Here is a 17,232-nt window from a genome sequence, read left to right as displayed (position 1 = left end):
CTTCTCCCTAGCGCCCCGGCGCCACGGAGAAATCCATCTTCACGTCTGCCTTATCGGCCTCCGCGGCTTTAAAGAGCTCGCGCGGGGTCAGGTGCATCATGCCGGCGACGAACATGTCGGGCACCACGGCGATGCGGATGTTGAAGGTGTTGACGGTGTCGTTGTAGAACTCGCGGCGGTCGGCGATGGAGTTCTCGATCTCGGTGATGCGCCCCTGGAGCTGCATGAAGCTGGTGTTGGTCTTCAGATCGGGATAGTTCTCGGCCACGGCAAACAGGCCGCGGACGGCGGTGCTGACCGCGGCATCGGCCTGCGCTTTCTGGTCCACGGTGGTGGCGGCGGTGTACATGGAGCGCGCCTTGGCGATGTTCTCGAACGTCGTCTTCTCGAACTGCATGTAGCCCTTGCAGACGTCGAGCAGCTTGCTGAGCTCGTCGTGGCGCTGCTTGAGGAGCACGTCGATGTTCGACCAGGACTTGTCGATGTCGTTCTTGAGCGCCACCAGGCCGTTGTAAATGGTGACGAAGTACCAGACGACCCCCGCGGCGATGAACAGCAGGACGAGCAGCATGATGAACGCCATGGATTTCCTCCTCTAATTCATTCGGAAGTACGTCAGCAGGTACCAGAGGCAGAGAGCGCTCAGCACCGGCCCGCCGAAAATGTACAGGGACGACCGCGTCGACAGGTCAGAGACTATCTCTTTTTGACTGCGCCAGGAAATGTAAAACGCGGGGTTATTGCTGCCCTTGCAGAGGACCGTCGGACACTTATCTGGGAAAGGCTCCTCCTCGGGGGCGACCGCGAAATGATCGAGCCCGGGCACGGCTCTTGGCGGTTGCTTGGCGTCCGTTTGCGCCTGGGCGCCGGCAGGATCAGCGATGGCCTGCGGGAATGACGTGCCCATGACCGTGGCTGCGGCTGCGGCCAGCGCGGGGTCCTGCGCTGCAACGGCCGCCAGCGCGGCGGGTTGGGTGCGAGCCTCCGCTGCCTGGGGAGAAGCCGCCTGCGCGGCCGCGGCTTGTTGCGCGCGCTTTGCCTCCATTTTGCGATCAAAGTCGGTGAGATGGACTTCGCTCGCCTGGCCCGCAGGGCCGAATGTCGCCTGGGTCGGGCGCTGCACGCTGACGTTGAATCTCAGATTGGCGAGGTTCAGGAGAGAGCCAGCCAGGCCGGCGCGTCCGCCTCCCAGGTCGAGGTCTGCGATTTCCGGTCCCCCCGGTGAAGTCGGCATCGGCTTCATCTGGGGCGACAGGCCGGAGTTGGTGGCCAGCGTGCCCAGAACGTAGAGGGCATTGCGCGGCTTCAGGCAGTACTCCTCGACGCGGACGTTGTCGTCCAGCGCCACGCCGTTTCGGCCGGCGAATTCCGCCACCCTGGGCGGCACGCTGAGTCCGGCGAACATGGAGCGGCTGTACTCCGCCTTGAAATCGCAGTGGATATCCATCTCAGCGCCGTTGGGGTCCACGAGCACCATGCCGGTCTCGTCCTTCATAAAGAAGGGGACGTGGAATCGCTCGTCGATCTTCTGCTCCCAGTGCCGGTTCTTGCCCGATCCGACCTCCTTCCAGACGGCAGTGCGGTAGTAGAAGCAGGGTCGCTGGGTGATCGGCGAAGTGATGGTGTTGGGACCGACAGCCAGCCCCGTCAGTTCGACCAACCCGATGGCGGCGCTGCGCACCTTGGCTGTGGGAGTATCGAGGATCAGGCGCTTGCGCTGCAGGACGCGGAAGCCCCGGATGAAGAGCGCGATGCCGATCACGAAGCCGATGGCGGCGTAGAGGACCGTCTTGCCATCGTCCGACGAGGACAGCCAGAGCGCGACATGTGGGAATGGCAGCATGGACTGCGGGTCGCCGCGGGAATCATATCGCCGCAAGGCGGGATTTCGAGTGACCAAAGCGATGGTCGGAATACGGCAAATCACCTAGGATGCTGTTACGCGCATCCCTGCGAGGATCTCCTCCACGGCATTGATGGCGCGGTCGATCTCCTCGTCTTTGGTGTAGAAGTGCGGCGACATGCGCACCCCGGCTTTCGGCCGGTAATCCACCAGGATGTCGCGTTTGAGCAGTTCCTGGCAGACCTGCGGCGCATTGGGCATGTCGATGGAGACTGTGCCGCCGCGGCGCTCGGGATCGCGCGGCGTGTTCACCCCCCAGCCGCGCTGCTCGGCCATGGCGATGAGCTTCGAGGTCTGCCGCTTCGACTTCTCGCGGATGCGCTCCACCCCGATCTCGCGGATGATCTTCAATCCCGGCCGGCAGGCGTAGAGGGCGGGGATGTGCGTGGTGCCGTTCATGAAGCGGAAGGGAGGGTCGGCGTATTCGATGGGGCCGGTGGCGAAAGCGAAGGAGTTCTTGTGCGCGAACCAGCCGGTCAGCTTGGGCTCGAGCTTCCTGCCGAGGTCCGGCCGCACGTAGAGATAGCCGACACCCGGGCCGCCGCACAGCCACTTGAGCACGCCGCCGGTGGCGAAATCGGTGTTCAGCGCCTGCACGTCCACGGGAACGGAGCCGACGGACTGGAAGGCGTCGAGCACGACGAGCGCGCCGACCTTGTGCGCCTTCTCGATGATGGCCTTCGCGTCCTGGAGGTAGGAGCTGCGGAAAATGACGTGCGAGATGGGCACGAGCAGCGTCTGGTCGTCGATGGCGTCGAGCAAACGCTGGAGCGGGACGGTGACGCCGTCGTCGGTCTTGACCATGTGCACGCGGGCTCCGCGCGAGCGCTGCGCCTCCCAGAAATACATGATGGAGGGAAAATTCAGGTCGTCGTACACGATCTTGTTGCGCTTGCCGCTGAAATCGAAGCAGGAAGCGACGATGGCTTCGGTGGTGGTCACATTCTGGTGCACCGAGACCGAGCTCTTGGGCGCGTTGAAGATGGCGCCGATCTCGTCGCCAACCTCGACCGCGAGCATCCACCAGGCTTCTTCCCAGGCGCGAACGCCGCGCTCTGCCCAGCTATCGGCGTACGACTTCATGGCGTCGTAGACGCCGCGGGGCATCGCGCCCAGCGAGTTGCTGATGAGGTAGGTGGTGTGCTCCAGGATGGGGAACTCGGAGCGGTAGCGAAGCAGGTCGTCGGCCATGGGGGACATTGTAGTGGCCGTTAGTCGCTCGTCGCTAGTCGCTCGCGAATGCCGGGTGCGACGAGCAGGTACGCGATAGAAAGGATGACGAGGTAGACGACGCCGCTGACCACCGTCACCGGCGATGCGCCCCAGGTGGTCAGCAGCGAGATGACGATGGCGGCTAATCCGGCAGCGGAGAGCCAGGCGCCGCCGGGCGAGCGCATGGGCAACGCCGCGAGCTGCTCCGCGCCGAGGCGGCGGCGGAAGACCACGTGTGCCGCCAGCGCCACCAGCCAGGCCAGCATCGCGCCGAACAGGGCTGCGCCGAGAATGTACACGAACGCGTCTTTGGGCGCCCAGCGTTCCAGCACCAGCGCCACGATGATCCCGAAGGAAGAGACCAGCAGGGCATTCATCGGCGTACCCGAGTGGTTCAGGCGCCCCATGGCCGCCGGCGCGCATCCCCCGCGCGCCAGCGAGAAGAGCATGCGGGAATCCACGTACAGGCTGGCGTTGGCGCCGGAAAGCGCGGCGGTCAATACCACGAAGTTCATCACGTGCCCGGCGGCGGGCAGGCCCACGTGTTTGAAGACGGTGACGAACGGGCTCTCGGTCACGCCTGCGCCGTCCCAGGGCATGATCCCGACCAGCACCACGATGGATCCCAGATAGACGAAGGCCAGCAGGAAGAAGGCGATGCGCATGGCCCGGCCGACGTCTCGTCCGGAGCGCGACTCGCCCGAGCTGATGGCCACCATCTCCACGCCGGCGAAGGTGAACAACGCGAAAGCCATGGCGTACATGGGCGCAGCGTGGCCCCTGGGGAAGAAGCCCCCATTGGCGGCGTACTGCGGCGCGAGATGCCCGGTGAGCAGCAGCACACCTCCGAGGGCGACGAAGGCGATCATGGTGACCACCTTCACCATGGCGAACCAGTATTCGAACCAACCGTATCGGCCGACACTCATCAGGTTCACCGCCAGTAGCGCGGCGGCGAAGATGCAGATCCAGACGATGGCCGGCACGCCGGGCAGCCACTGGTTCATGTACGTCGCGGAGGCCACCATCTCGCCGCCGATGGCCATGGCGATGGCGATCCAAAAGCCGGATCGGGAGACGAAGCCGGCCCAGTGGTTGAGGTAGATTTCGGCGTAAACCCCGAATGATCCGGCGGCGGGATGCACGCTGGCCAACTCGCCCATGGCCATGGCGACGGTATACGCGATGAGGGCGGCGAGCGCGAAGCTCAAGATCACCGCCGGGCCCGCGATCTGGATGGCGGCCGCCGATCCCAGCAGCAGGCCGGTGCCGATCGAGCCTCCGACCCCCACCATGGCCATCTGCCCGGCGCCCAATTGCCGGCGCAGCCCGCGTTCGTTGGCGACCTGGTTGTCCGCGGATTCCCCCACGGCGGCAGCTATATCAGAACGGCGGGTGGCTGTCACGCCGTGGGATCCGTGGCCGGCCGGACTAAGACCAATGATTGCAGGTGAGTAAACCTCCGTTTGCTGGCGGCTTGCAGTTACGCATACAATTACGCACGCTGCGGGATATTGAGCTTCCACCGGCCATGGCAGACCTTCAAAAACGTCTGGAAAAAGCCGAGAAGTATCTCCAGAAGGGCAAACAGAAAGACGCTCTCGAAGAATACCTGGAGATCCTCGAAGAAGACCCGAATAACGATTCGGTCCGCCAGACTGCGGCTGATCTCTGCATCTCCCTGAACCAGACGGAGCAGGCGATCGAACTGCTCGCGGTGAGCTACGACCGCCTGGCCCAGATCGGTGACGTGGGGAAGGCCGCCATCACTTATAAGAAACTGGCGCGCCTGACCACGCCGACCGTGGAGCAGATGGCGCGCTACGCCCAGCTGATCGAGAAGAAGGACAAGAGGGAAGCCCTGGACACTTATCACCAGGCGGTCGAAGGCTTCCTCGGCAAAGGCCGCAAGGCTGATGCCTTTAAGGCGCTGCAACGGGTGGTCCTCCTGGAACCGTCACTCACCAATTACCAGCGCCAGGGGGAGATCGCTTCGGAACTGGGCGACGGCAAGACTGCCGCAACTGCCTTTCTCCAGGCCGGGAACCTGGTGCAGCAGGAAGGCAAGGATCCGCGCGAGTGCTACGAACGCGCCAACGCTCTGGATGGATCGAACGCCGACGCCGCCTTGGCCCTGGGCCGGACGCTGCTGGCGCAGAAGCAATCCGACCGGGCGGTCACGGTCCTCAGTCCGTTCGCCACCGGCCCTGAGCCGCGCATCGACATCTGCGAGACGTATGGCCGGACGCTCCTGGCGGCACGGAGGCCGCTCGACGCTGAGCCGTACATCTGGGCGCTCTACGAGCGCGACTCCAAGCAGGCCGACGAAGTGGCCAGGCTGATCGGCGCCATGCTCGACACCGAGCATGGCGATAAGGCTCTGGCGGCCGCTCACCGTCTGGAGGAGCACGAGGTCAAGCGCAATCGGCGTCGCGAGTTCGTCGCCCTGCTGAAGGACCTGGTGGTTGACAAGCATCCGGTCGGCTTCGAGTTTCTGGAATACATGGTGGAGATGTACAACTCCACCAATCGGGAGCACGACTACAGCGACGCTCTGCTGAAGCTGTTCGAACTGTATTTCGCTGCCGGCAATTTCCTGAAGGCCGCTGACTCGCTGGATCGTGCGGCCGAGGTGGACCCCTACGAGCCCGGTCACCACAAGCGCATGGAGATGCTGCGCGGCAAGATCGAGACCAGCCGGTTCAACGCCATCGCCGGGCGGCTGAAGATCGCGGGCGGGGTGGACGAGCAGCAGGAGGAGAAGCCGGTCGAGGAGAAAGAGCCCACCGTCCTCGAGGACTTCATGCTCCAGGCCGAGATCTTCCTGCAATACTCGATGCGCTCGAAGGCCCTGGAGCGCATCGAGCGCATCGCCAAGCTGTTCCCGCGCGAGGAAGAGAAGAACGAAAAGCTCCACCTGCTGTACGCGAACGCGGGATTCGTCCCGAAGTACGCGGACACCCCCCCGGTGCCGCAGGTGACGGGGTCCATACCGGTGCCGGTCGTGACCGGATCCATTCCCGCGCCATCGGCTGCCGCGGCGCAGGCGATGGCCAACGAGAGCGCGGTGGACAACATCTCCCGCGTCACCGAGATCACGCGCAACATCTACCGCCAGGGCAACGTGAAGAGCGTACTGTTCACCTGCGTGAACGACGTCGGGCGCCACTGGAGCGCCAGCCGCTGCGTGGCCGGATTGTGCACGCCGGGCAAGCCGCCCTCGGCCGCGCTGGAGTATTGCAGCACCAGCGTCAAGCAGTCGGAGGTGATGGCGCTGGTCAAGCTGATCAACACTCTGCAGGGGAAGCTGGTTACGGACGGAGTGGTCGCGATCGGCAACACGCGCTCGACCAACGACCCCGCATCGGCCTACATCGCTTCGCTTGGCATCCAGTCGGTGCTCGCGGTGCCGCTGATGGACGGCGACGAACACGTCGGCATCCTCATCCTGGAGCAGTGCGACCGCCCGCGCGAGTGGCGCCAGACCGACATCGTGGTGCTCAAGACCATCGCCGACCAGACCCAACAGGCGGTGCAAAACGCGAAGCTGCGCAGCCTGATGAAGACCCTGGCTGTCACCGACGAAAAATCCGGACTGCTGAAACGGTCTTCTTATCTTGACGTCATGCTCTCCGAAACGCGGCGTGCACTGCAGCAGAATTCGACCTGCACGGTCATGCTGCTGCATTTCGGCAAGCCGGCCGCCATGGTCAAGGAGGTGGGCGAGACCGCCGTGGAGAATCTGATGCAGACCATCGGGCAGTCCGTCTGCTCGCACATCCGGCAGAACGATGTCGCGGTGCACTACGAGCTAACCACCATCGCAGTGGTCCTCGCGGACACCAGCGAGAAGAACGCCTTCTTCGTGGTGGACAAGCTGCGCAAGGTGATGAACGGGACCAAGCTCCCCGGCACCAACCGCGAGGTCGTGATGACGGTCGGGATCGCGGAAGCCGTAGTGCAACAGAAATTCGACCCCATCGACATCGTCACCGAGGTCATCAACCGCGCCGATACCGCGCTGGAGGTCGCCAAGACCGAGGGCGGGGGCAAGGCCCAATCGCTGGCGCCGCAGTACGAGACCGCCGCCGCGGCCGCCAGCTAGCTCCGTCCCCCATGTCCTGGATTCCGCTTTGCAGTAGGCGTATGCTGCGCTTGACTGTCCGGAGGTGGCCCATGCCGGATCACAATCGCGCCAAGCAACGTCCTCGTCCTGCCTGTCCCAGTTGCGGTTCCTCCCTCGGCGTGGTGCGTGTCGCCTATGGTTCCCACACCACCGATACGGCGGAGAGCATCAATCTCCGCGACGCCGATCTGGTCGGTGTCATGAAGGAAGAAGCGCCACACTGGTTTTGCGAAGAGTGCCAGACCCACTTCGGCAAGATCACCGATGCGGCCTGAATTTGGAAAGTTGAATCTGTGATTTGTAAAGTGCTGCGGCTGTCGGTGCCGATCGCTGCTTCCTACTTACTTTGCAAATTACAAATCGCAGATTACAAATCACCCAACTCCTTCTGATAAACTCATCCGTTTCGCACCACCGCACCTTTCCTGTCTGTCAGAGGCCCATGCTGAAACCATCCGACATCGCCATCGTGAACGGAGCGCGCACGCCCATGGGCCGCTACGGCGGCAAGCTGCGCGATTTCACCGCCCAGGAACTCGGGGCCGTCGCCGGCAAGGAAGCCATCCGGCGCGCCGGAGTGGAAGCCAGAGAGATCGACCACGCCGTCTTCGGCAACGCGCAGCAGACCTCGGGTGACGCGCTCTACGGGGCGCGCCACGTGGCGCTGAAGGCGGGTCTGCCCGTCGAGACACCCGCGCTCACCGTCAACCGACTGTGCGGCTCGGGTATGCAGGCCATCGTCTCGGCGGCGCAGATGATCCAGCTCGGCGAAGCGAAGACTGTGCTGGCCGGCGGCATGGAGAGCATGTCCATGGCGCCGCACGTCGTCCGCGGCGCGCGCTGGGGCTTCGGCCTGGGTGAAGGCAAGCTCGAAGACTCGCTGATGGTGGCGCTGCTCGACACCCAGTGCGGCCTCTACATGGCGCAGACGGCGGAACTCTACGGCGACCAGCAGGGCATCACGCGGCAGGCGATGGACGAGTTCTCCTTGCGTTCACAGAAGCTCGCCGCGGACGCGCAGAAATCGTGCCGCCTGAAAGAGGAGATCACGCCGGTGCCGCTCAGGAACCGCAAGCGCGAGCCGACGGGCGAGATGTTTGAGCAGGACGACCACCTCCGTCCCGAGACCACTATGGATGGGCTGGCGAAGCTCAAGCCCGCATTCGGCAAGAACATCACCGCCGGCAACGCCAGCGGCATTGTGGACGGCGGCGCGGCAGTGGTCCTGATGCCTCTGGCCGACGCCGAGAAACGCGGACTCAAGCCGATGGGACGGCTGGTGAGCTGGGGCATTGCGGGCGTGGATCCGAAGATCATGGGCCAGGGGCCGGTGCCGTCGTCGAAGATCGCTCTCCAGAAAGCCGGGCTGAAGCTCGAGGACATCGATCTGATCGAGGTCAACGAGGCCTTCGCAGCGCAGTACCTTGCGGTCGAGAAAGAGCTCGGGCTGGATAGAAATAAGGTGAACGTGAACGGCGGAGCGATCGCGCTGGGGCACCCGCTGGGCGCCACCGGCACGCGCCTGGTGCTGACTCTTCTTTATGAGCTGCGCCGGCGCAAGGGTAAGTACGGCTTGGCCACCGCCTGCATCGGCGGGGGCCAAGGGATCGCAGTGATCGTGGAGAACTTGCAACGCTAGGGTCTCTTTTCTTGACATCCCGAGCGAAGCGAGGGATGTCATAAAAGACGGAAATCATTGGAGCATTCAATATGGCCATTAAGAAAGTTGGTGTTCTGGGCTGTGGGTTGATGGGCTCGGGAATCGCGCAGGTGACCGCCACGGCGGGTTACGAAGTCATCTCGCTCGAGGCCGAACAGCGCTTCATCGACAAGGGCTTTGCCGGGATCGAGAAGTCGTTGGCCAAGTTCGCGGAAAAAGGCAAGCTCAAGGACACGCCCGAAACGATCCGCGCCCGCCTTAAGGGCACACTCAGGAAGGAAGATCTGGCCGACTGCGATCTGATCATCGAAGCCATCATCGAGAACCTCGAAGAGAAGAAGAAGATGTACGCGGCGCTGGACGCAATCGTGAAGAAGGAGGCGATCTTCGCCTCTAACACCTCGTCCATCTCCATCACTGAGTTGATGGCGGCGACCAAGCGGCAGGATCGCTTTGTCGGGCTACACTTCTTCAACCCCGTGCCGCTGATGCAGTTGGTCGAAGTGGTCCGCACCATCACCACCGACCCCGCAGTGTTCGAGCAGGCGTACGCATTCGCCCAGAGCGTGGGCAAGACGCCGGTGCGCACATCGGATAAGACCGGCTTCATCGTCAACCGGCTGCTGGTGCCGTACCTGCTCGATGCCATCCGCGCCTACGAAGAGGGTGTCGGCTCGATCACCGACATCGACCTGGCGATGAAGCTGGGCTGCGGCTACCCCATGGGCCCATTCACGCTGCTCGATTTCGTCGGCCTCGACACCACCTACTACATCACCCACGTCATGTTCGACGAGTTCAAGGAGCGGCGCTTCGCCTCGCCGCCGCTGCTCAAGCGCATGATCATGGCGGGCTGGTACGGCAAGAAGTCGGGCAAGGGCTTTTACGACTGGTCCAATCCGGAGAAGCCCGCGCCTCAGGACGCCGCGCTACAAGGGCTAGCATCGGCGGAGAAGATCAAAACTGTATAACTAGCGACCGAGGTCATTATGTCTTCTGCGACTATTACGCAAACCTACGAGAACCTGAAGTTCGACAAGAGGGACCAAATCGCGTATGTCACCATCGCGCGGCCCAAGGTCCTGAACGCGCTGAACGCGGCAACCATGGAAGAGCTGCGGCGCGTCTTTACCGCACTGAAAGATGACACCGAGGTTCGCGTCGTCATCCTGACCGGGGAGGGCGAGAAGTCGTTCGTCGCCGGCGCCGACGTCAACGAGCTCGCGGTCAAGGACGTGATCGAAGCCAAGGAATACACGCACCGCGGCCAGGCTGTGCTCGACCTGATCGAGAACCTGGGCAAGCCGGTGATCGCGTGCGTCAATGGATTCGCGCTGGGCGGCGGATGCGAACTGGCCCTGGCGTGCACCATGCGCCTGGCCAGCGAAAACGCCAAGCTCGGCCAGCCCGAGGTGAAGCTGGGCATCATCCCCGGCTACGGCGGGAGCCAGCGGCTATCACGCCTGGTGGGAAAAGGCCTCGCGTTCCAGATCCTGCTGACCGGCGACATGATCTCGGCACAGGAAGCGCACCGCATCGGGCTGGTGAACGAGGTGGTCCCGGCGGCAGAGCTCATCCCGCGCGCCGAAGCCATCGCCAAGAAGATCATTGCCAACGCCCCGCTAGCCATCCAGTACTGCATGGAGGCGGTGCACAAGGGCATGGAGATGACCCTCGCCGAGGGCCTGTACCTGGAGGCCACGCTGTTCGGCGTCTGCTGCGCCACCGAAGACAAGAAGGAAGGCACCCGGGCGTTTTTGGAAAAGCGCGCGGCCAACTTCAAGGGAAAATAGAAGAGAAACTACGGAGGCACGGAGATACGGAGGTTTTCTGATAGGTTTTCTCCGTGCCTCAGTGTCTCCGTGGTTTGGTTTTCTGATGATTCGATCCATCCACAAATTGCTGGTCGCAGCCAACGAGAAGGAGTTCTCTGCGCTGGTGGACTTTTTCGACTCGCTGGGGCTCACCCGCGGCGAGGCCTGGGACGGCCGGCGTAGCAAGGGCATCAAGCTCGACGCGCGTGAGGCGGGGGTGGAGATCGGCGCCGGCAAAGGCTTTCCCGACGCCGACCTGGTGATCGAGTGCGACTCCGCCGACGTGCTCTACGAGATCGCGAAGAAGCGGAAGTTCAAGGTCGTCGCCGACATTGCCGACACCGGCTGGGGTGCGCGCATGTTTTCGGTCGAGTTGCCGGCGCGCAAGGGACGCCTGGCCATCTTCTCCTATACGAAAGACTGGCGTGAGGGACCGGCGAAGAAGCTGGGCGAACTGAACGCGGCGGGCAAGAAGTTCGGCATCGTGGTCAGCCGGTTCAATGCATTCATCACCGAGCGGCTCTTGAACGGTGCGCTGGACGCGCTGCGGCGCACCGGCGCCCTCGACACTGACATCACCGTCGTCCGCGTGCCGGGCTCGTTCGAACTGCCGCTGGCGGCACGCAAGCTGACCCAGGGTGGCATGGACGCGGTGATCTGCCTGGGCTGCATCATCCGCGGCGAGACCTCGCACTACGAGCACATCGCAGAGGAGGTCACGCGCGGGATCGGCCAATCGGCGCAGGAGACCGGCGTGCCGCATGCCTATGGCGTCCTGACCTGCGAAAATCTGGAACAGGCCATCGACCGCGCCGGACTGAAGCTGGGCAACAAGGGTTTTGAGGCGGCGCTGAGCGCGGTGGAGATGGCGTCGCTGAAGAAAGCCATCAGCCGTCAGCCATCAGCCATCAGACCAAAGCCGCCGAGACGTCGTCCTGCTCCCGGCCGCGGTCTGGTCGGACCAACACGCAAACGCCGATGATGCATCTTCTTCATGATCCTGCAACTGAGTACCAAGTACTGACTACTGAGTGCTGACATGGGCACCCGCCGCAAATCCCGCGAACTCGTGCTGCAGATGCTGTTCCAGCTCGACATGGGAAAGCAGCAGCCGGAGGACGTCCGCCGCACCTTCTGGAGCGAGCGCGGCGAGGTGGAGGCGAGCACACGCGGCTTTGCCGAGGAGCTGTTCGCCGTCGCCGTGGACCGCAGCAAGCAGATCGACGAAGCCATCGAGCGCCATGCCGAGCACTGGCGCATGGAGCGGATGGCGGCCGTGGACCGCAACGTCCTGCGCGCCGGCGTGGCCGAGTTCTTCGGGTTCCCCAAGACCCCCAAGCCGGTCGTGATCAACGAGGCGCTGGAGATCGCGCGCAAGTTCTCGTCGCCGGAGTCGGTACAATTCATCAACGGCGTGCTCGACAGCGTGGCGAAGGAGTTGGAATCGTCCGAAGTCAGAAGCAAGATGTAGGAACCAAAACCGCGGGATGCCTGTGAGCTGGAGCGAGGAAGCGCGCGAGATCGTGGACGACCTGCTGCAGGAGCTGCCGCTTCCAGTGCGCGACGGCGTGCGGCTGGCGGCGGAGTTCCGCGCCGAAACCCTGGCGGGGGAAGAGTCGGCCGCCAAGGTCTCGCTGGAGACCGCGGTGCGCGCCTTCATCGAGGTCACGCCGGCGGACCTGCGCCAGCGCCTGAAGCACACGCTCTCGTTCAAGGGCATCGATCCCGACGAATACGAGGCTGCGTTTTCGGCTTAGTATGGGCCAAAGCAAAAGCCCTCGCCTGCGTGAGGGCTTTTCTGCATCAGGGATCTCCGCCTACTGATTGCGTATAGCGACCAGCTTCGGTGACAGGGGCACGGAGATCTGTGTTACCAGCGCCCCACTCGACAGCGTGAACACCTGTACTTCGTTGGCCCCCGCGACTCCGGCATACACCGTCACACTGTCCATGGTCACGGCGGCGGTGTAGCTTCCGGTGGCCGCTCCGGCCAGCGGGATAGTAGAAGCCGTGCCTGAGAACGCGTCAATCCCAAGCGTGTACACCAGCAGCTTGTTGACGTCACTGGCAGTGATGATCGCCTTTGAGCTGTCGGGCGTGACCAGCATCTGCACCGGCGTGAAGGCGGCGACCCCGGGGAAGGAATAAGCATTCGCTGTGTTGCTCGGGGGCTGCGGGCAGGGATTGCCTGCGGCGCCCGGGACGACGTCGATCTGCTCGATCTGCGAGCCGACGACCGACAGCATCTGCAAATTTGTGTTGTTGGGGGCGGCGATGGGCTTGGCGGCCGCGCGGATCAGCGTCGGCGTGTCAGCCGTTGCGTTCGCGGAGAAGCCGTTCGTGCAGGTCGAGTACATCTCGGTGTTGGGATCGGCCACGTAGGCGAAGGCGCCGGAAGCCAGGAGCGCGACGCCGGTGGGCGGGCCGCTCGCCGGATTGTTGGAGAATACGCCGTTCGCGATCTCGTACACGCGGTCACCGAAAGCTCCGCTGGCCACGATGATGACGCGGCTGCTGTCGGGGGTGAAGTCGGCGGCGGTGGCGCCGGAAATGCTGTACGTGAAGATGACTGAATTCGCCAATGCATTGAACAAGTACACGGTGTTGGGCGTCGTAGTGTCCACGATGATCGCCTGATTGCCGTCGGCAGAGACTGCGAGCACTTTGCCCTTGGCCGAGGTCACGCCAGAGGTGGTCCCGGCCACCGGATCCAGAAGGATCAACCCGGAATCCGAACCCAGGTACGCACGCGTACCCGTATTGGCGAAGATGAATGAATTGGGCGGGGAAAATCCTCCCGGCAGATTGATGGCCGTGCCGGCAGTGTTGGTGGAGGTGTTGATGGGGACGATGGTGGTGGTGCCGGCATCGCTGCTGGTCGCGTACACGTTGGCGGCGTTGGCGGTTCCGGTCACCGTCGCGGTCACGACGTTGCTATAAATGGCCTCCTTGGTGCCGAAATTGCAGGTGGGAGGCGTGCACGAGGCCACGATGTTGGTCGTCCCCGAGTTCACCCCGGTGATGAGTCCCGTGCTCACGGTCGCCACCGGCGTGATCGACGAACTCCAGGTCAGCGGCGGGCTGGTCATCGCCACGCCTTGCGTATCGATCGCATCGGCGGCAAGAGTACTGGTGGCTGCCTTGGCGATGCTGACCGTCGTGGCCGTGCTCGGCTGGCTCGCCACGTGGATGACGATGGAACTCGGCGGGCAGGTGGTGAACGTGGCGGGGAGGCTGTTGGTGTCGCTCAAGGTGGCGGTGATTTGCGTAACTCCCGGGCCCCTGGCGGTCGCCACCGTAACCGTGTTGGGGTTATTGGTGTCGGCAGCGACGGTGGCCACCGCGGTATTGACGGAGGAGAAGGTGAAGGCGCCCAGAGTGGCGTTCGGCAGCTGGCAGGGCGGATTGGGACCGCAGATGGCCGTGTCATTGCTGCAGGCGATGGCCGTGTAACTGGACGTGTTGGCCGGTGCGGCGGCCCCCATGGATACGCACCCTGCGGGCGTCGGCGACGGCACGCCGCAGGCAAGTCCTGAACCCACTGGGCCGACCACAAGGCTGTCTGCCTTGTCATGGACGTACACGGTCGTCGCATTGCTGGTGACGTTCGCCGGAGTGGCAGTGGCTGTCAGATTCGAGGTCCCCACCGGCCCGGGCGTACAGTGGATGAAGTTCGTGTCCCAGGTCCCGGCGCAAAGCAGACCGCTCGTCGAGGTGGTGAGCACGGTCGTATCGCTCGAAGTGAACGTCACGGCCTGCGAAGTGACCGGTCTGTTGTTCTCATCCAGCGCGGTGCCGGTGGCTTGGAAGACCTGGCCGCGATTCAACGAGATAGCGGCCGGAGAGATAGTGACCAGGGCGACCCCGCCGACGACGGGCCCGTGCACAAGGACCGAAACGTTGACCTGGATGTTCGAAGAAGTCGTCGCGGTGAGGATCGGATTTCCTGCCGTTCCTGCCGTACACACCGTGAAGTTCGCATTCCATGTGCCGGCGCAAAGCAATCCCGTCGTGGAGACCGTGAGTCTGGTCGGATCATTGGAACTCCACGTGATTGTTTGGCCCGAGAGGAGGTTGTTGTTGGCATCGTAAACGCTGGCCGTGGCCTGCAGTGTCTCGCCAAGAGTCAGGGAGATGGGGCTCGGACTGATTGACATCCTGACGGGAGCGCCCGGCGGCCCGGTGGGGCTAGCAGCGCCGCCCCCGCAGCCCGCGAGCCCAAATGCCAATAGAAAAAGGAGAGCAGAAAGAAGAACCAATACGCCCGACCGCCGCATGCACCCTCCACGCCCCGCGGTCGTGCCGCAAGGCGCGCAAATGTCCCCTGTCACGAATGCTCCATCATCGGGAATGTTTCAGTGTAGAGGCTGATGGATTTTTCGGCAACTGCGCGGCGCGACGTGGCGCTTGCCGCAGTAACCTCGGCCTTAGTAAATTAATAAGGGGGCGATGGAGTTCGCCATAACCGCCCGTCGCCTTGTGCGGGCTGATGACTCCTACCTAGCTCGCTCAGGAGAACTCCATCGTGGACTTGAAGCCGTACCTCTGGATATCCCTCGGGGCAGTCGCCGGAGCCAGTGCGCGCTACTGCGTGAGCCGCTGGGCCGCCCGGCTCATCTCCGCCGATTTTCCCTACGGCACGCTGGTCATCAACATCACCGGCAGCTTCCTCCTCGGCCTGTTCCTGATCTGGACGACGGAGCGCGTGCTGGCCGACCCGCGCTGGCGGCTCATCATCGCCATCGGCTTTTGCGGTTCGTACACCACGTTCTCCAGCTACGCATTCGAAACCATCGCCTACTTCGAGCAGGGGCACTGGCTGCTGTTCTGGAGCAACATCGTCTTCAACAACGCGCTTTGCCTGCTGGCGGTGATTGCGGGCGCAGCGCTGGCGAGGGCGCTGTAAAATGGCCGACGGCATGGCAGTGCAGGTCAGCGTCTATCTGAACGAAGCCGACGAGTGGCACCACAAACCCCTCCACCTGGAGATCCTGAACTATCTCCGCAGTGAGAACGTGGCCGGGGCCACGGTGCTGCACGCCGTCGCCGGCTTCACCGGCCGGAGCCGGGTGCAGACCACAAGCCTGGTGGACGCGGGCGGCAAACTCCCATTGGTCATCACCTTTATTGACACCGATGAGCACGTGAGCCGGGTGCTGCCGCGGCTGCGCGAGATGGCCGCCCACCGCCTGATCGTGCGCGAAAACGTGGTCATCGAGCAGGGGAGCCTGGAATAGACGCCCAGGCATCAAATCCTGCAACCGGTTGGTTGACGGCTCGGACTAGAAGTTGCTATATTCAATAGGTTCTGCGAGTTGAGCCGGTTTTACCTGTGGTCGTAAAGCAGTAGCGACACACGCCCGAGGACGTGATTTTCGGTCCGCTATCAGGGCGCCCTCGCTGAAACGAACCTGCGCTACCCCGCTCCCGAGCGGGGGTATGCAGGTCGAGCCCGACGAAACGGAGTGCAGCCCGCAAGGCGTTGTGCCACCGTCGTCAGGCAAAGTCTAAGGAAATGAACAATTTCCCGGCGCGGATTGGCGCTGGGAAGCATGGGCGGTTTAGGCCGCGCCAGTCCCAATGAGGGATCGAGCCGATGCGCGCCCTTGGTGTGCGCGCGCAGAAGGAGTTTGCACGAGTGCCTACTTTTAACCAACTGGTGCGCATGGGCCGTACGGCGCCGAAGTACAAGACGGCCAGCCCGGCCTTGCAACAGTGTCCGCAGAAGCGCGGCGTCTGCACCCGCGTGTACACGCAGACCCCGAAGAAACCGAACTCGGCGCTGCGCAAGGTGGCCCGCGTCCGCCTGACCAACGGCATCGAGGTCACGACCTATATTCCCGGCGTCGGTCACAACCTCCAGGAGCACTCCATCGTGCTGATCCGCGGAGGACGCGTGAAGGACCTGCCGGGAGTGCGCTATCACGTAATCCGCGGCACGCTGGACACGGTCGGCGTGACCAACCGCAAGCAGGGCCGTTCGAAATATGGCGCGAAGCGCCCCAAGGCATAAGGAAGAGAAGCAATGCCGAGAAAAGGACACATTGCCAAGCGGGAAGTGCTGCCCGATCCGATCTACGGATCGACGCTGGTGACCAAGTTCGTCAACTCCATGATGTGGGAGGGGAAGAAGTCGACGGCTCAGTCGATCTTCTACACCGCCATGAAGAACCTGGAGCAGCGTGGCGGCGCCGAGGCGTTGACCCTGTTCAAGAAGGCGGTGGAGAACGCCAAGCCTCTGCTCGAGGTCAAGACCCGCCGCGTGGGCGGCGCCAACTACCAGGTGCCGGTCGAAGTGAACCCCGACCGCCGTACCTCGCTGGCCATTCGCTGGCTCATCAGCTACAGCCGTGGCCGCAGCGAGAAGGGCATGACCGACAAATTGAGCAACGAGCTGCTGGACGCGGCCAACAACCGCGGCGCGGCCATCAAGAAAAAGGAAGACGTTCACCGCATGGCCGAGGCCAACAAGGCCTTCGCCCACTACCGGTGGTGAGGAGAGATTGAGTAATTGAGA

At 63.5% G+C, this 17,232-nt stretch carries 17 protein-coding genes; 12 read left to right on the top strand and 5 right to left on the bottom strand.

Going from position 1 to position 17,232, the window contains the following annotated elements; all coding sequences use genetic code 11:
* Positions 1-7: 7 nt before the first annotated feature.
* From LAN37_14975 to LAN37_14960, 4 genes are all read right to left on the bottom strand, one after another.
* The gene (locus LAN37_14975) at positions 8-583 is read right to left on the bottom strand and encodes a LemA family protein (GenBank protein ID MBZ5648516.1); all 576 of its coding nucleotides are present in this window, start codon (positions 581-583) and stop codon (positions 8-10) included.
* Positions 584-595: 12 nt separating this feature from the next.
* The gene (locus LAN37_14970; GenBank protein ID MBZ5648515.1) at positions 596-1,843 is read right to left on the bottom strand and encodes an E3 ubiquitin ligase family protein; all 1,248 of its coding nucleotides are present in this window, start codon (positions 1,841-1,843) and stop codon (positions 596-598) included.
* Positions 1,844-1,927: 84 nt separating this feature from the next.
* Entirely contained in the window at positions 1,928-3,103 is a 1,176-nt protein-coding gene (locus tag LAN37_14965) for an aminotransferase class V-fold PLP-dependent enzyme (protein MBZ5648514.1), read from the bottom strand.
* Between the two features lie 11 nt (positions 3,104-3,114).
* Entirely contained in the window at positions 3,115-4,521 is a 1,407-nt protein-coding gene (locus tag LAN37_14960) for an amino acid permease (GenBank protein ID MBZ5648513.1), read from the bottom strand.
* A gap of 125 nt (positions 4,522-4,646) precedes the next feature.
* Between LAN37_14960 and LAN37_14955 the strand changes: the two genes are divergently transcribed.
* The 8 genes from LAN37_14955 (at position 4,647) to LAN37_14920 (ending at position 12,472) form a co-directional block, all read left to right on the top strand.
* Complete coding sequence (locus LAN37_14955) at positions 4,647-7,220, top strand: tetratricopeptide repeat protein (GenBank protein ID MBZ5648512.1); 2,574 nt, start codon at positions 4,647-4,649, stop codon at positions 7,218-7,220.
* Positions 7,221-7,291: 71 nt separating this feature from the next.
* Positions 7,292-7,516 carry a hypothetical protein gene (locus LAN37_14950; GenBank protein MBZ5648511.1) on the top strand — a complete coding sequence of 75 codons (225 nt, stop codon included), beginning with the start codon at positions 7,292-7,294 and terminating at the stop codon, positions 7,514-7,516.
* Positions 7,517-7,683: 167 nt separating this feature from the next.
* Positions 7,684-8,880, top strand: a complete 1,197-nt coding sequence (locus LAN37_14945) for an acetyl-CoA C-acetyltransferase (protein ID MBZ5648510.1) — start codon at positions 7,684-7,686, stop codon at positions 8,878-8,880.
* A 71-nt stretch (positions 8,881-8,951) separates the two neighbouring features.
* Positions 8,952-9,872 (top strand): 3-hydroxyacyl-CoA dehydrogenase family protein, encoded by a 921-nt coding sequence (locus LAN37_14940; GenBank protein ID MBZ5648509.1) that lies wholly within the window; start codon positions 8,952-8,954, stop codon positions 9,870-9,872.
* A gap of 18 nt (positions 9,873-9,890) precedes the next feature.
* Positions 9,891-10,694, top strand: coding sequence for an enoyl-CoA hydratase/isomerase family protein (locus LAN37_14935; protein MBZ5648508.1), 804 nt, complete (start codon positions 9,891-9,893; stop codon positions 10,692-10,694).
* Positions 10,695-11,073: 379 nt separating this feature from the next.
* Entirely contained in the window at positions 11,074-11,697 is a 624-nt protein-coding gene (gene ribH, locus LAN37_14930; protein MBZ5648507.1) for a 6,7-dimethyl-8-ribityllumazine synthase, read from the top strand.
* A 57-nt stretch (positions 11,698-11,754) separates the two neighbouring features.
* Entirely contained in the window at positions 11,755-12,186 is a 432-nt protein-coding gene (nusB, locus tag LAN37_14925; protein MBZ5648506.1) for a transcription antitermination factor NusB, read from the top strand.
* 16 nt (positions 12,187-12,202) lie between these two features.
* Positions 12,203-12,472 (top strand): DUF2621 family protein, encoded by a 270-nt coding sequence (locus LAN37_14920; protein ID MBZ5648505.1) that lies wholly within the window; start codon positions 12,203-12,205, stop codon positions 12,470-12,472.
* 60 nt (positions 12,473-12,532) lie between these two features.
* On the opposite strand, the gene LAN37_14915 is transcribed toward LAN37_14920, so the two are convergent.
* Positions 12,533-14,872, bottom strand: a complete 2,340-nt coding sequence (locus LAN37_14915) for a hypothetical protein (protein MBZ5648504.1) — start codon at positions 14,870-14,872, stop codon at positions 12,533-12,535.
* 368 nt (positions 14,873-15,240) lie between these two features.
* Between LAN37_14915 and crcB the strand changes: the two genes are divergently transcribed.
* The 4 genes from crcB to rpsG all read left to right on the top strand — a co-directional run bounded on the left by crcB (position 15,241) and on the right by rpsG (position 17,211).
* Positions 15,241-15,621: a fluoride efflux transporter CrcB gene (crcB, locus tag LAN37_14910; GenBank protein ID MBZ5648503.1), complete on the top strand. Its 381-nt coding sequence runs from the start codon at positions 15,241-15,243 to the stop codon at positions 15,619-15,621.
* 1 nt (position 15,622) lies between these two features.
* The gene (locus LAN37_14905; protein ID MBZ5648502.1) at positions 15,623-15,952 is read left to right on the top strand and encodes a DUF190 domain-containing protein; all 330 of its coding nucleotides are present in this window, start codon (positions 15,623-15,625) and stop codon (positions 15,950-15,952) included.
* A 401-nt stretch (positions 15,953-16,353) separates the two neighbouring features.
* Positions 16,354-16,728, top strand: a complete 375-nt coding sequence (gene rpsL, locus LAN37_14900) for a 30S ribosomal protein S12 (protein ID MBZ5648501.1) — start codon at positions 16,354-16,356, stop codon at positions 16,726-16,728.
* Positions 16,729-16,740: 12 nt separating this feature from the next.
* On the top strand, positions 16,741-17,211 hold the full coding sequence (gene rpsG, locus LAN37_14895) for a 30S ribosomal protein S7 (GenBank protein MBZ5648500.1): 471 nt from the start codon (positions 16,741-16,743) through the stop codon (positions 17,209-17,211).
* Positions 17,212-17,232 lie beyond the last annotated feature (21 nt).

The sequence above is a fragment of the Terriglobia bacterium genome, assembly GCA_020073495.1.
Taxonomy (GTDB): domain Bacteria; phylum Acidobacteriota; class Terriglobia; order Terriglobales; family Acidobacteriaceae; genus JAIQFD01.
This window is presented reverse-complemented; position numbering and strand designations above follow the sequence as displayed.